General features: G+C 60.4%; 10 protein-coding genes, 1 tRNA gene and 1 pseudogene. 4 read left to right on the plus strand and 8 right to left on the minus strand.

Features of this window, described 5'->3' with window-relative positions:
- Nucleotides 1-21: 21 nt before the first annotated feature.
- The 4 genes from N005_RS12160 to N005_RS12175 form a co-directional block, all read right to left on the minus strand.
- On the minus strand, nucleotides 22-2,085 hold the full coding sequence (locus N005_RS12160; protein WP_047701412.1) for a M10 family metallopeptidase C-terminal domain-containing protein: 2,064 nt from the start codon (nucleotides 2,083-2,085) through the stop codon (nucleotides 22-24).
- A gap of 269 nt (nucleotides 2,086-2,354) precedes the next feature.
- Nucleotides 2,355-2,939, minus strand: a complete 585-nt coding sequence (locus N005_RS12165) for a hypothetical protein (protein WP_047701413.1) — start codon at nucleotides 2,937-2,939, stop codon at nucleotides 2,355-2,357.
- Nucleotides 2,940-2,941: 2 nt separating this feature from the next.
- Nucleotides 2,942-3,385 carry a DUF3592 domain-containing protein gene (locus tag N005_RS12170; protein ID WP_047701414.1) on the minus strand — a complete coding sequence of 148 codons (444 nt, stop codon included), beginning with the start codon at nucleotides 3,383-3,385 and terminating at the stop codon, nucleotides 2,942-2,944.
- A gap of 67 nt (nucleotides 3,386-3,452) precedes the next feature.
- Entirely contained in the window at nucleotides 3,453-4,061 is a 609-nt protein-coding gene (locus tag N005_RS12175) for a LysE family translocator (protein WP_047701415.1), read from the minus strand.
- A 95-nt stretch (nucleotides 4,062-4,156) separates the two neighbouring features.
- Here N005_RS12175 and gcvA point away from each other — a divergent pair, with 95 nt between their 5' ends.
- Nucleotides 4,157-5,122, plus strand: a complete 966-nt coding sequence (gene gcvA / locus N005_RS28185; protein ID WP_081993258.1) for a transcriptional regulator GcvA — start codon at nucleotides 4,157-4,159, stop codon at nucleotides 5,120-5,122.
- On the opposite strand, the gene N005_RS12180 is transcribed toward gcvA, so the two are convergent.
- The 3 genes and pseudogenes from N005_RS12180 to N005_RS29985 form a co-directional block, all read right to left on the minus strand.
- Entirely contained in the window at nucleotides 5,004-6,575 is a 1,572-nt protein-coding gene (locus N005_RS12180) for a TerC family protein (RefSeq protein WP_047701416.1), read from the minus strand. The genes gcvA and N005_RS12180 overlap by 119 nt on opposite strands.
- 251 nt (nucleotides 6,576-6,826) lie before the next feature.
- Nucleotides 6,827-7,732 carry a methyl-accepting chemotaxis protein gene (locus N005_RS29980; protein ID WP_425337468.1) on the minus strand — a complete coding sequence of 302 codons (906 nt, stop codon included), beginning with the start codon at nucleotides 7,730-7,732 and terminating at the stop codon, nucleotides 6,827-6,829.
- Nucleotides 7,727-8,989 (minus strand): annotated as a pseudogene (locus N005_RS29985) (PDC sensor domain-containing protein); the annotation flags it as partial. The pseudogene N005_RS29985 and the gene N005_RS29980, both read right to left, overlap by 6 nt.
- 782 nt (nucleotides 8,990-9,771) lie before the next feature.
- Between N005_RS29985 and N005_RS12190 the strand changes: the two are divergent.
- Together N005_RS12190 and N005_RS12195 are read left to right on the plus strand one after the other, a co-directional pair.
- The gene (locus N005_RS12190) at nucleotides 9,772-11,829 is read left to right on the plus strand and encodes a methyl-accepting chemotaxis protein (protein ID WP_047701456.1); all 2,058 of its coding nucleotides are present in this window, start codon (nucleotides 9,772-9,774) and stop codon (nucleotides 11,827-11,829) included.
- 103 nt (nucleotides 11,830-11,932) lie between these two features.
- Nucleotides 11,933-12,009: transfer RNA gene (locus N005_RS12195), tRNA-Met, on the plus strand.
- A 158-nt stretch (nucleotides 12,010-12,167) separates the two neighbouring features.
- Here N005_RS12195 and N005_RS12200 read toward each other — a convergent pair.
- The gene (locus N005_RS12200) at nucleotides 12,168-12,779 is read right to left on the minus strand and encodes a glutathione S-transferase (protein ID WP_047701418.1); all 612 of its coding nucleotides are present in this window, start codon (nucleotides 12,777-12,779) and stop codon (nucleotides 12,168-12,170) included.
- Nucleotides 12,780-12,902: 123 nt separating this feature from the next.
- On the opposite strand from N005_RS12200, the gene ggt reads away from it, so the two are divergent.
- Nucleotides 12,903-14,756, plus strand: a complete 1,854-nt coding sequence (gene ggt, locus N005_RS12205) for a gamma-glutamyltransferase (RefSeq protein WP_144402675.1) — start codon at nucleotides 12,903-12,905, stop codon at nucleotides 14,754-14,756.
- The last annotated feature ends 9 nt before the right edge of the window (nucleotides 14,757-14,765 follow it).

The raw sequence follows: 14,765 nt of genomic DNA on the forward strand, positions 1-14,765 counted from the left end.
ACGCACCCTCCCCCACGGACATCAGGACAGCAGATGTCCTGGATCGGCCTCTGGCGCTACACCGACCAACCCTACCCCGGCATCGGGAGCAAAGATCATGTGATCTTCGTCGAGGCTTTCCCGCCAGTCCCCGGCAAGCCCGATCTGGAACCGGTGACCCTGGGCGTCTGCTTCCACGTCCGTCAGGTAGGTGCGGTTCAGTTCCTGGTTGTAGGCTACCTTCAGCGTAGTCCCCGTACCCTCGCCGAATCCGGTATAACCCAGGGCCGACACGTCGATCCTGTCGTCGACCGTGAAGCCTTCGATCAGGTCGGCAAAGCTCTGGCTTTCAGTACGATAGCTATCCTCGGTTGAGGTATAGCGAAACACGTCATCGTTCTGATGGTTATCGGTCCACAGCGAGATGTTGGCTCTGTCGCCGCCGTTAAGATGGTCGGCGCCCCTGCCACCGATGATGACATCCGCTCCAGCGCCGCCGTTGATACGGTCGTTGCCGTCCAGGCCATGGATGATTTCCGACAGGGCAGTACCGGTGATCGTATCTTTGCCGGACGTACCCTCGACCGTAGGCGCGGTGAACACCAGGTTGGTACTGTTCAACTGAGCCACCCAATCGCCGTCCAGGGCCAGTTCGAAGCGTTGCCCGGAGGCATCGGCGTCGTAGCTCTTGAGGTAGGTGCGGGTGCCATCTGCGCTGGCCTGGATGGCCAAGGTGCCGTCATGGCCGTCGCCGATTCCGGTGAAACCCAGGGCAATCAGGTCGATACGGTCGTGGGAGGCGTCGAAGTCCTGGATTCGATCGCTGCTGTTTTGCGTATCGGTGCGGAAACTGTCGCTCAGTTCGCTAAAGCGGAAGATGTCGGCGCCAGCGCCACCTTGCAGAACGTCGCGTCCACCGTTGCCTTGAAGCACGTCATCACCGGCCAGGCCATGGATGATTTCGGCGGCATCGGTACCCTGCAGGATTTCCTCGCCGGCGTATCCGTCCACATGGAGCTTGCCGTCCTGGCTGCCGAAGCTGGTGTCCAAACTGCCATCCGTGTTCAAGCGGATGACGCTGAAATCCCCGTTGTTCGTGCCGGCAGCGACGATCTTGCCATCGGCTTGTACGGTCAGAGCCACAGGCGTGCCGGCCTCGAAGGTGACCGTGCCATTGGCGCCAAAGGTGGTGTCGAAGGAGCCGTCAGCGTTCAGCCGCACCACGGTGGCCAAGGTGTCGCCTTCGCCATGGCCCATCACGACGATCTTGCCGTTCGTTTGCAGACTGATCACCGAGTCTTCGCCAAACCCCATGGCAGGGCTCAGGTAAAGGACACCGTCGTTGCCGAAATGGGTATCCAACTGGCCGTCGGGGTTGAAGCGCTGCAGGGCGTAGGTCGGATCCCCTGCGCCGGCGGCATTGTACGCAGCCCCGACCACAACACCTCCATCTGCCTGCACGGCGGTGGAAATCCCGCCGTTGTAGTAGGCGTCTTCGGGAATGGCGACACTCAGCACGCCATTCTCGCCAAAGCCGTCGACGAAGGTGCCGTCATTGCCGATCCAGGAAACCGTGGCCTGATCAAACCCGCGGGCGCTGATCTGGAAGGTGCCATCCGCACTGGCCGTCAGGTCGATGTCCTTGAATTCATGGCTGATGCCGACGGTAATGGCGCCGTTCTGACCAAAAGCAGTATCCCGCGTCCCGTCGCTGTTGAAGCGCTCCACCTGTACGCTGGTGTTCTGCGCGATGGCGATAAGCACCTTGCCATCGGGCTGCACGGCCGTCAGCTCATAGCGCGACGCCGGGGCTACCGCGGCGGGTATGATATCGACGCCACCGTCATGGAAGCTGGTGTCCAGGCGACCATCCGCATTCAGGCGGATAACGGAATGGTTCTGTTCGTAGCCGTAGCTTTCTTCGCCTGGTGCCCCGGGGTAACCCCATGCCAGGTATTCGGTATAACCCCCGACCAGTATCTTGCCGTCCGGCTGGATAACGATGCTTTGGTTACTATCGACCTGGCCCGTGAGATCGATCTGGACAGTGCCCGGGCCACTTCTCACGGAATGGGTACTTGCCGTCGCGCTATCGCTGGTTGCCATGACTTAATCCTTTAAGGGGTGGATCCGTCACTGTAGTAGAGCGACAAGTCGGTGCCAGCAGCGCTCGACGGGTGGCTTCTTGAAGGCATGAAAAAGCCGCGTTGATTCGCGGCTTTTTCATAGGCTCAGGGACTCTGCAGTGGCTCGACATGAGCACTATCCCTGTGGGAGCGAGCCTGCTCGCGATAGCGAAGCAACAGTCGGCATCAATGCCACCTGACTCACCGCTATCGCGAGCAGGCTCGCTCCCACAGGTTCTTCATAACTGGCTAAAACAGGTAGCCAATATAGACCGCCGCCCCACCACCGGCCTGCACGCCGGCGTTCATGCCCGCCATGACCAGGGCCCCCTTCGCCGACTGCACCAATTGCCGGTTGACGATGCTGGCGGCCATCATGGTCGCAGGGCTGGCGCTCAGCGCCACCGACAACGCCAGCAATTTGGGATCAAGGCCGAACAGCAACGCCGTGGCCGAACCGCCAACCACCAGGCCCGCCCCCACTTCGGTGTACATGCACGGCCCGGTGATGTCGTCGCTGGTCAGGTCACGCTCGACCAGGGCATCGCTGACAAACACCTTGCCGGTACTCGGGAACGCCTCCGCCGCTGCGGCCCCACCTACGCTCTTGCCTTTGATCTGGATATTGACCTTGCCGAAACGCGGCAGCCGCGCGCCAAATCCGGCTCCGACCCCGACACCGCCGTAACGGTAGCTGACGTCCTCGCCCTGGGGCGAACGCAGGATGATCGAACCGCCACTGCCCGCCACCATCACCACGGTCAGGCCGCCGCCACTGGCGGTCTGGTACTGCCAGCGACTTTCGTTGACCGGAATCGGGATGTTGTAACTCATGATCAAAATCCTTTATGTGAATGAGCCGCACCGCGACCACGCTGGCGGATGATTCCCAGCAAACCGACAATGGCGAACACCAGGCCGATGCAACCCAATACACCGGGGGTGCCCCACAGTGCGGCCGGGTCATCGACGATGGCGCTGCCCGCCGCCCGTTCGGGCAGGTAATGCACCCGCACCGACTGATCCTGCCGATAGCCGAAGATAAAACCGCCCTGCGGATAGGAAATCTTTTCACCACTGCCCGTGGTAAAGGCAATCTCGGGATGCGAGCCACCGGCATTCAAGCGGCTGACGACGCCATCGGCGGTCTGTGCATGAGCGAGGAATTCGCGTCGATCAAGGGTGAGATGAACGGCAATGCTCAACAGGCCGATACCGATCAGGGCAAACAGCAGTGCCCGCAGCATCTTCCCGACGGATGACGAAGTGTCGTTAGCCATGGAGGGTCTCAGTATTCGTCCATGAAAGAGGGAGAACAGAATAGCAAGAAGCTTTATCCGAGTCCGCTCATTTGCTGGCGGAAGCCATCAATACACCAAAACAGAAAAAGGTGATGCCCGACAACCTGCCAACGATCCCTGCGCCCCTGTTCGTGGAGAGCCAGCCCCTTGCCCGGTTGGCCATGAGCGCATACCCGGTATGAATCAGTACGACAAGCAAGCTGTAGGAAGACACCAGCAGGAAAAACTGACTGTAGTAGTTGTCTTCCGGCTTGATGAACTGCGGGAAGACCGCGAGAAAGAAGAAACCCGCCTTGGGATTCAAGAGTTGGATCGACAGCGCTTCGACGAATCGGTGCCACGGACGCGGCGACGTGATGTCGAGTTCCGGGATGAAACATCTCGTACGCCACATCTTGACCCCAAGGTACAGCAGGTACAGTGCGCCGACATATTTGAGCACGGTGAACGCAGTGGATGACGCGGCGAGGATCAGCCCGACACTGGTGGCGGAAACACCCGCCACGACCAACGCTCCCGACGCGATACCGAAGATGCCGGGAAACGAACCGGTCCAACCATGGCGCAAGGCGTTGGAAATCGTCAGCACCACCCCCGGGCCTGGGCTGAGCACGGTCAGGGTAGCCAACATCAGAAACAATCCGTAATTAACCATGGAATCACTCCGGAGCAAGTGGTGCCCAGAGTGGTATGAAGGGACCTCGCTGACAAACGCTTTAATTGCGCCCCTGATGTGACTAAATTAGACACATGATTGCCGACCTCCCGCCCTTGAACGCCGTGCGTGCCTTCGCCGCTGCCGCTCGCCACCAGAGTTTCAGCCGTGCGGCCGAAGAACTGCATGTCAGCCACAGCGCTGTCAGCCGGCATATCAAGCTGCTCGAAGAACATCTGGGGGTGCTGCTTTTCGAACGTCGCACCCGTCAATCCGTGCTCACACCGGCCGGACAGACGTTTTACGAGCAGGTCAGCATGGCCCTTGCACAGATTGCCCATGCCGCGACCACCCTGACCCGCAGCGCTTCACGGCGCAAAGTGACGATCAATGTGCGCCCATCCTTCGCCGTACGCTGGCTGATCCCGCGATTACCGGACTTCATGGCGCAGTACCCGGATATCCACCCCGAAGTGATCACCAGCACCCGGCCACCGGATCTGTCACGCGAAGCATTCGACGTCGTGATTCGCCGCGGACAGTCCGGATGGTCAGCCAACGTTCAACCCCACGCGTTGCTGGAAGATCACCTGATACTGGTCGCCGCCCCGTCCCTGCTGCAAAGCCAGCCGCTGGAAAGTCCCAACGATCTGCTCCAGCACACGCTGCTGACCGGCAGGACCCGCAGCAGTGACTGGCAGGACTGGGCCAGACAGACGGGCCTCGCGCAATTGCGGACTCGACCGACCCTGCAATTCGACCACATGCACCTGGTGTTGCAGGCCGCCGTCGATGGCCTGGGTGTGGCCCTGTGTCCGGCCTCACTGCTGGGCAGGGACTTATCCACAGGCCGGCTGACCTGCCCGTTTCCCTCCTTCCAGCTGCCGTTGATCCGTTATTACTACGGCGTCTCCCCGGACGCAGCGGCTGAAACCCAGGTGTTTATCGACTGGATGCAGTTTCATATCCATCAGGACGCAACAACACCCTTGTCACCCGCCGCTCCTGAACCTCTACAACCCGCAGGCTCCACGCCTGCCAATGGAGTTCATCGCCAATGACCGGCAAGCGATCCAGCAGGCTCATGACCAACCCTGCGAGCGTCTGGTAGTCATCGGTGGCTTGCGCCTGGAAGCCCGTCTGCTCGCGGATCTGACTGAGGTTCAGTGCACCGCTGATGAGAAAACCGCCCTCCTGGGCCACGATATTCGGGCCTTCGATTTCACTGGCATCGGGCAACTCACCGGCGATGGATTCGAGGATGTCGGTCATGGTGAGCAGTCCCACGAAATCACCGAATTCGTTCACCACAAAAGCGATGTGCGTCGATTCCTGACGCATCTGTTCCAGCGCGTTGAGAATCGTGAAACTGTCCAGCAAGTTGATTGCCTTGCGGGCCATGGCTTCCAGATCCGGCTCATGCCCCGCCAACAGTTCCTTGAGCAGTTCCTTCTTGTGGACGAAACCCAACGGTTCATCGACCTGACCATTGCGAATCAACGGCAACCTGGAGTACGACGAGTGCATCAGCCGCGTGCGGATCACGTCTGGAGCATCGGCCAGGTCGAGGTGATCGATTTCCGCGCGGGGGGTCATGACCCCGCGTATCGGGCGTTCCGCCAACTGAAGCACGCCGCTGATCATGACGCGTTCGCGGCGGTCGAACGCCGGTTCGGCTTCATCGCTTGCGAGCATGTCGGCGATCTCTTCACCCACCTCGTCGGCATCCAACGAATGGCCACCCAACAAACGCATCACCGCATGGGCGGTACGTTGGCGCATGGGGCGGCGGCCCTGCAGACTCTTCTTGCGGCGTGAACGGGCCAACTGGTTGAACAGTTCGATCAGGATCGAGAAGCCTATCGCGGCGTAGAGGTAACCTTTCGGAATGTGGAAACCCAGGCCCTCCGCGGTGAGGCTGAAACCGATCATCATCAGGAAGCCCAGGCAGAGCATGATGACCGTCGGGTGCCCGTTGACGAAGTTTGTCAGCGGCTTGCTTGCGACGATCATCAGGCCAATGGAGAAAATCACCGCGATCATCATGACCGACAAGTGCTCCACCATGCCCACAGCGGTTATCACGGCATCCAGCGAAAACACCGCGTCCAGCACCACGATCTGCGCAACGATGGGCCAGAACATCGCATAGGCTGCGTGACCCGCGCGCTGGGCCACATGCCCTTCGAGTCGCTCATGCAACTCCATGGTTGCCTTGAACAACAGGAACACACCGCCGAACAACATGATCAAGTCCCGCCCCGAGAACGTCTTGTCGAAGACCTCGAACAACGGCTCGGTCAGGGTCACCATCCAGGAAATGCTCGCCAGCAAGCCAAGACGCATCAGCAGCGCCAGGGACAGACCGATGATGCGGGCACGGTCCCGCTGCTCTGGAGGAAGTTTGTCGGCCAGGATGGCGATGAAGACGAGGTTGTCGATGCCGAGCACCAGCTCCAGCACGATCAGCGTCAGGAGGCCAAGCCAGGCCGTGGGGTCAACGATCCATTCCATGGGGTTATTCGTCCCCTCGGCAAGAGATCGTCAGATGGATGCAACGAATGGAAGGAGAAAAGCGACTGGGGGGCTCCATGGAGGTATTCATATCGACCTGAAAGTAATTGGGGATAAAAATCCTACAGAGTTTCAGGACGCTTCATGCAGGACGAATCATTACAGGATCTGACAAGCGCCCTGCATCACTCCCTGATGCAGGGTGTCTTGTGCCGATTTGACATGCCTGGCTGTACGCCCGGGAACGGGTACTAGCCCCCTTTGACTTTAAAGCGACTCAATACCCGTTGCATCAGCGACGCCCGCTCCGACAGATCCTTGGCCGCCACCGCGCATTCCTGCGAGCTCGACTGGTTTTTCTGCGTCACCTCGTCGATCTGTTCCAGCCCGACACTGGCCTGTTGCAAGCCTGAAGCCTGCTCGCTGGAAGCCTGGTAGATCAGCGAAACCAGGCTGGACACCGCGCTGGTACCGCTGACGATGTTCTTGAGGGACTCGGCGGTGCGGCCCGCGATGATCATGCCGCGTTGGGTCTTGCTCGAAGAGTCGGCAATCAGCGCGGCCGTCTGCTGCGCGGCCTCGGCGCTGCGGGCCGCCAGGGTGCGAACCTCATCCGCAACCACGGCGAAGCCGCGCCCGAGTTCACCGGCCCGGGCGGCCTCGATGGCCGCGTTCAACGCCAGAAGGTTGGTTTGTGCGGCAATGTTGTCGATGGTGGTGATGATCGCGGTGATGTCTTTGCCCGAACTGTCGATTTCGGCCATTGCGGCAATCAGTTCGCTCATCAACTTGTCGCTCTCCCCTGCATCGGCCCGTGATGCCTGGGATTGTTCATCGGCCTTCTTGGCGTTGGCGGCGTTGTCCCGGGTCTGGGCAGCCATTTGGGTCATCACTGCGCTGATCTCGGTGATGGACGAGGCAGAGTTGGCGGCCCCATCGGACAAGGACTGACTCAGATCGGTGACCTGCGCCGAACTGCCGCTGATTCGGGTGGCGCTGACCTGGACTTCAGAAATCAACTGGTTCAAGTTGGTGACCATCTTTTCCAGCGACTTGCCCAGGGTATCGTGGGGCGAAGACAGTCGGACCTCCAGGTCCAGATCGCCTTCGGAAATGCGCTCAGCCACCCTGACCTGTCGTTGCAGACTCTCGGACATGTCGTTGAGCGCGATGGACAACTGCCCGACTTCGTCCTCGGATTTCTGCACCAGGCGACGAGAGAAATCCCCCAGGCTGATTTGCGCCGCCAGGGCAGCCGCCTCGCGAATCGGCCCGACGATTTTTGCCGCGGCCAGCCAAAGGCCAACGAGGGCCAACAGTGAAATGCCCAGCCCTACGGACACTTGCCAGACACTGTTGCTGATACTGCGCGATTGCAGCTCCTGTTCCAGGGCAATCGCTTGGCTCATGACCACCGCCTTGGGCAAGCGAATGAGCACTGCCCACGGCTTACCCGTGCGCCCCAGCTCAATAGGCATCAACACTTCAATGTTCTGCGTTTGCGGGTTGAGCAGGCCATCGCCGCGACCACGCTGGATATCGCTCAGTACCTTTTCCCAGGAATCGGGCAACAACGCCTTGATGGGTTGCCCGATCAGATCCGTCCGCTTGCTGTCCGCGACCACCAGTCCCTGGTTACTCATGATCGAGACAGAACCCTTGCCATCGTAAAGATCGGCGGACATCTGCTCGCTGAGCTTCTGGATGAAAGCGATATCGAAGTCCGCCCCGACCACCCCGTAGAACTTGCCACCGGACACAATCGGTACCGACAGGGTGGTCAACCAGACGTTCTTGCCCTGGACCACATAGGGAATGGGGTCCAGCACACTTTCCTTCAGGGTGTCGCGCGGGCCGCTGTACCAGCCGCCCTTGGGCACACCGTTGGGATGACGGTCCGGGGAGTCATACTCCACCAGCGGTTGCACCGCGACATGGCCATCCGCGCTGCGTGTCCAATAAGGCGTGAAACGTCCTGTCAGCGGATTATTGCCATCCTGGGCATTTCGGAAAGCGTGATCCTGCCCATCCAACGCATCCGGTTCCCAGCAGGAATATGTGCCGTTGAAGTCAGGGTTATCCTTGAGGACACCGAGCAATACGCTGTTGATCTGATCCCGGCCCAATGCCAGGGGACTCTGCGCGGCTTTGCCGGCGGCAAAGGTATTGGCCATGGTGCGGGCTGCATCCAGGGCGGTTTGCAGCCTGGCCTGAATGGCGTTGGCGCGGGACTCGGCCAGGTTTTGAATTTCCCGGATCGTCGATTTTTCAACCAGTGCCGTCACTTCCGTCGAAACATAATGCTCATTGGAACGAGCGGTGAAGAGCCCGTAGACAACCAGGCTGACCGATGAAACAAACAGGCATACGCCCGCCGTGACACAAATACGTGCCTGCAACGACTTGAACTTCATATCGACCCCTGCCTGATTCTATTTATTGCCACCGTCAACAACGACGGCGGCATTCCAACGTGTGCACGACATGGCGAATAACAATCGATCACTGCTGCTTACGCCGCCTCGGACGAACGTCTTCAAGGACACGGCGACACAGCTGATTACCAGCATTGAAACGTGGCAAGTGGGGGGGCAAGCATTCATCGCTCTATCCACTCGGTAGCGGAAGAGACGTTCGAATCAGAAACCGGAGGCTTATTTCCAGGGAGGCAAGGGCGATAGGCGGAAAGAATGTAAAACCTGCTTCTGCTGTCACCCAGGATCACCCTTGAATAAAGCCGCAGAATCCATTCAAACCAACAACCACAACAGCAAATTAACACGGGCAATATTTCTACAACATCAACTTAGGACTTATACAAATCAGTACTTTAGTCGTAACGAGAGCACACTTGGCGACCCAACGTTCGTATCGTTTCCACTCAGCGAACGGGGAGCGCACACGGACAGGTCCCGCAATGTGCCATTTTAGTGCGCAGGTTTTTCATTAGCAGGCTATCGACCTAAAAAAATCCCCGCTGACAAGGTGATAGCGCAACGCCATGGTCTGAATCTTGCCTTATTTATCGTTATAACGCGGCCCCTTACAAAGGGGACCGAGAATGGGAAGTTTCGCTACAGAGCCCGCGTACAGAGCGACCAGAGCGAATTTTCGAGGCCTTTTAAAAGAACACCTGTTTCAGCATTTGTGTAGAAACGCACAAAAAGAGTGCAAGGGTGTTCAGGGGAGTATGGGCATGCAGGCTTTTCTATCACCGGGCATCAGATTATTGGGACGTTTCGGCTTCGCCGGTAAATTCCAACTGTTGTTCCTGCTCTTCATCCTGCCACTCATGGGCAGCCTGTGGATCATCGGCCAGGATTATCGCGATCAGCTCAGCCTGATTTCCGGGGAACGTGCCGGGGTCCGCCAGTTGTTGGCCCTGGATAACCTGGACAACCTGCTCACCGCCCAGCGCAACCGCGCCGCCCGTTGGCGCGCCACGGAAACCAATCGGCAACCCACGCCCGCCACCCTTGCCGCGATGGCGGCTTTCGACGCCGTGCAACCGGCCCTCAACCAGGCCGCCGATGAGCTGAACGCCACCTTGCAGGCCGAAGGCGCCGAAGCCGACATTCTGGCCCGCTACCAGGCCTTGCAGACCAGCCTCAAGGGGCTGGACTCGAAGAGCCTGGGCGCCGTGGGTTGGTGGCCGGACGGTTATGACCGCTTCACTGCCGCCCTGAGTGCGCTGCAAGCCCTGCGTGAGCAGATCGTGATGGACAATCGCCTGACCCTCGCCTCCTGGCTCGAAACCTATCTGCTGACGCAGATCTCGACCCAGCAGACCCCCGAACTGATCGAACGGGTCGGGCGCCTGGCCAGCGTCGGACAGGCTTCGGTGGTGTCGGGCCAGTTCACCCTGCAGAGCCGCCTGCAACTGCGGGACCTGCGCAGCCGCATCGGCGATGCCCGGGATCAATTACTCAAGACCGGTGGGCTGCTGGAAGCACGCCTGCCTGGCGATCTGCAAACCTGGGCCGGCCAATACCAAGGCAGCCTCAAGCATCTGGATGCCGAACTGAAAGTGCTGGATGACGGCGTGTTCGGCGGCTCCATCAGCCTCAAGCCGGAAGACTTCGAGAAACACCTGGACGCCCTGCTGTCCGATCTGGCCGCCCTGCGCCAGCAATCCCTGGTAGCCCTGGATACACGGCTGAACCACTATCACGGCACGGCGATCCGCCAGTTCACGCTGGTGGCGACGGTGCTGGGTTGCCTGCTGTTGGCGGCGCTCTATCTTTTTGTCTGCCTGCAAGCGTCCATCCGCCGCAGCGCCAGCGGCATCACCTTGCTGGCCGAAGCCCTGCGTGACGGCAACCTCAGCCTGCAAGTGCCGGTGCAAGGACGCGATGAATTGGCGGCAATCAGCACCGCCCTCAACGTCGCCGTGGTGCAATTGCGCACCAGCCTGCTGGGGGTCGACCACGAGACGTCGCAAGTCAGCAATGCCGTGCGCACCCTGAACACCCATTCCAGCGGTGCCCTGGGGGAAGTCGAAGCCCAACAGATGCAAATCAGCCAGATCGCCGCCGCGGCAACACAATTGGCTGCAACCTCCCAAGGCGTAGCGAAGAGTTGCGAACAAGCCTCTGACAGTGCCCAACAAACCCGGCGCATCGCCGCCGACAGCAGCCGTGACAGCCAACGCACCACCGCGAGCATCCAGCAGCTCAACCAGCGCCTCAACGACACCGCCGCCGCGCTGGGCCGGGTGAGCGAACAGGGGCAACAGATCCAGCTGGTGGTCGACACCATCCGCGGCGTGGCCGAGCAGACCAACCTGCTGGCCCTCAACGCCGCCATCGAAGCGGCCCGCGCCGGTGAACAGGGCCGCGGTTTCGCCGTGGTGGCCGATGAGGTCCGCAGCCTGTCGCAACGTACCCAATCCTCGACCCAGCAGATTGCAGGCACGGTCGACAGCCTGCGCGCTACGGTCAATGAAGCGGTCAGCCTGATGGAAGCCGCCTGCGAGCAGGCACAGACCGATGCCCAGGCCGTCACCAGCCTGGGCGAGCGCCTGGGAGAAATCGCCAGCGCCGTGCAAAGCGTTACCGATACCCTGGCGCAGATCGCCACTGCGGTGGACGAACAGGCCAGCACAGCCGACGAGGTCAGCGGCAATATCCAGCAGGTCGATCAAGCCGCCATGCGCTTGCTGGACGGCGCACGGGCGGTGAACCTGGCGGCGGATACCCTGAGCCAGGGAAGCCAGGCGCTGAGTGCGAATACCGGGAGATTTCAACTCGGTTAACAGGCATTTGGGGCGAGGATGGATAAGCGGTTGAAAGCGCAGAGAAATATTTCAGATTTACGCTTGACACATCCTCGCTACCGGCGAATAATGCGCGCCACTTGGCTACATAGCTCAGTTGGTTAGAGCATAGCATTCATAATGCTGGGGTCCGGGGTTCAAGTCCCTGTGTAGCCACCAAGTACTAAAAACGGCTTATCGAAAGATAAGCCGTTTTTTTATGCCTCGAAAAAACTGGCTGATCCCACAGGATCTGTTTACGCCTCGCCATGGCGAACCGTTCAATTCATTTACGCTCTGTCCCCATATTCGGCGCCTGCAAATACAACGTACCGCCCTCAACCCTGGGGATAGCGCTTGAACCATTCGGTTTCTTCCAACTGTGCCGCATGAGCCTGCAACCCGGGAAAATCATCTGCCCTGACGATATCGGCGATCATCAATTGGATGAAGGACCAGGCGACTGCACTGGTGATGGCGGCCTGATCCGGCCTGTCCTCGACAGTCGGCGGCACGCACGCCTGCCGGGCTTCCCATTCGCGACAGGCCGCCAGCAGCTGCCCGACCACCCGATCCAGCCAAGGCTGATGACGTTTTTCCTCAGGGCGTAATTGGCGCTCATAGACAATCTGCACGGCCTTTTCGCACGCAGCCAGCGCCAACCCCAGCATCTGCAACGAAGCGAGCAAGGGCACTGCCTGTTGTGGCATCAACTTCTTTTCGGTAGGGCTCTGCGCCTCGAAGTAGTCGAGGATCAGCGTCGAGTCCATCAACACGCTACCGTCATCCAGCACCAGACTGGGGGCCTTTACCACCGGGTTGATCGAGCGGAATGCCTCGAACGAACCGAATACCGACAGTGCGACATGCTCGAACGAGACGCCCATCAGATCAAGCGAGATGGCCACGCGGCGGACATAGGGAGAATCCAGCATGCCAATCAGTTTCATCAGGTCATTCCTCCGTGATGCGGGTCAATCCTGTTTATGGCGGTACAGCTGAGAAGCGGGTCCCGTCGGTTTGCACCCTGCGTCTCGCATCGCTACAGTCCGACTCTATATTCCATGCCACGGATGGAGCAACACGTGTTTACAGACCTCAAGCCGAACCTTCATCGCCTGTCAGCCGCCTCGTTGCTGGCTATTGCCCTCACCCTTGTTGCCTGTAAGGCTCCACCCTCCTCCTCCACACCCACATTACCCAGCGCACCGGAAATCACCTCCGGTTACCGCGCCGATCTGCAGGTCCGCCACGCCGACCGGCACATGGCCGCCGCAGCCAACCCTTTGGCGGCTGAAGCCGGGCGAGAGATGTTGCGGCGTGGGGGCTCGGCCATCGACGCGGCGATTGCGATGCAAGCGGTGTTGACCTTGGTGGAACCCCAGTCTTCCGGCATCGGCGGCGGAGCATTCATCGTGCTCTGGGACGGCAAGGCCGTGCGTACTTACGATGGCCGCGAAACGGCACCGGCCGGCGCTACCGAACGACTTTTCCTGCAGGCCGATGGCAAACCCATGCCGTTTACCGCCGCGCAGATCGGCGGCCGTTCGGTCGGCACGCCGGGTGTGTTACGCGCGCTGGAACTGGCCCACCAAAAACACGGACGCTTGAAATGGGCAACGCTGTTCGAACCGGCCATCAAGCTGGCGGAACAAGGCTTTCCGATCTCGCCCCGGTTGCACTCGCTCATTGCCGGCGACGCGTCCCTGCCAGGCTCGCCGGACATGGCCGCTTACTTCCTGAATACCGATGGCAGCCCGAAAGCCGTCGGCACCCTGCTGAAGAATCCGGCATTGGCCGGTGTGCTCAAGCGCATCGCCAATGAAGGTCCCGATGCGTTGTACGAAGGGCCGGTGGCCCGGGAAATCGTCGCCAAGGTGCAGGGCCACGCCAACCCCGGCAGCCTTTCGCTGAACGACCTGAAAGGCTACGCCGCCCGGGAGCGTGCGCCGCTGTGTACCGATTACAAGCGCTGGCAAGTCTGCGGCATGGCCCCACCCTCTTCAGGCGGGATCGCCGTAGCGCAGATTCTCGGGACCTTGCAGGCTTTGGAACAGCGCGACAGCCACACCGCCCTCGCCCCCATGAAACCCATCAAGAGCGACAAACCCGCCGGCCTCGAGCCTGCGCCCGAAGCCGTGCATCTGATCGCCGAAGCCGAACGCCTGGCCTACGCGGACCGTGCCCAGTATGTCGCCGATTCGGACTTCGTGCCTGTACCGGTCAAGGGCCTGGTCGACCCCGGCTACCTGGCCAGCCGCGCCAACCTGGTCGGTCCGCGCAGCATGGGCGTCGCCAAGCCTGGTACGCCACCGGGCATCCAGGTGGCCTACGCCCCGGACCGTTCGCCGCTGCGTATCTCCACCTCGCAAGTGGTGGCGGTGGACGACCAAGGCGGCGCCGTGTCCATGACCACCACCGTGGAATCGGCATTCGGCTCACATCTGATGGTCCAGGGTTTCATGCTCAACAACCAGATGACCGACTTCTCGCTCATCCCGGAAGAGAATGGACAAAAAGTCGCCAACCGCGTCGAACCCGGCAAGCGTCCACGCTCATCCATGGCACCGACGCTGATTTTCGATCGCCAGAGCGGTGAGCTGCTGGTCGCCATCGGCTCGCCGGGAGGGTCGCAGATCATCGAATACGTGGCCAAATCGGTGATAGGCCTGTTGGACTGGAACCTGGACCCACAAACCGCCATCAACCTGCCCAATTTCGGCAGCCGCAATGGCCCCACTGAGCTGGAACAGGGGCAATTCAGCCCAGCGTTGATCCAGGCGCTGAAAGATAAAGGCCATACCGTGAGCGAAATCGACATGACCAGCGGCACCCAGGCCATCGTCCGGGTGCGCGATACGCAAGGGAAATCATCACTGGCCGGGGGGGCGGATCCCCGGCGTGAAGGTGAGGCGCTGGGGGACTGAGCGGATATC

This window comes from Pseudomonas mediterranea CFBP 5447, from assembly GCF_000774145.1.
GTDB classification, from domain to species: Bacteria; Pseudomonadota; Gammaproteobacteria; order Pseudomonadales; family Pseudomonadaceae; genus Aquipseudomonas; species Aquipseudomonas mediterranea.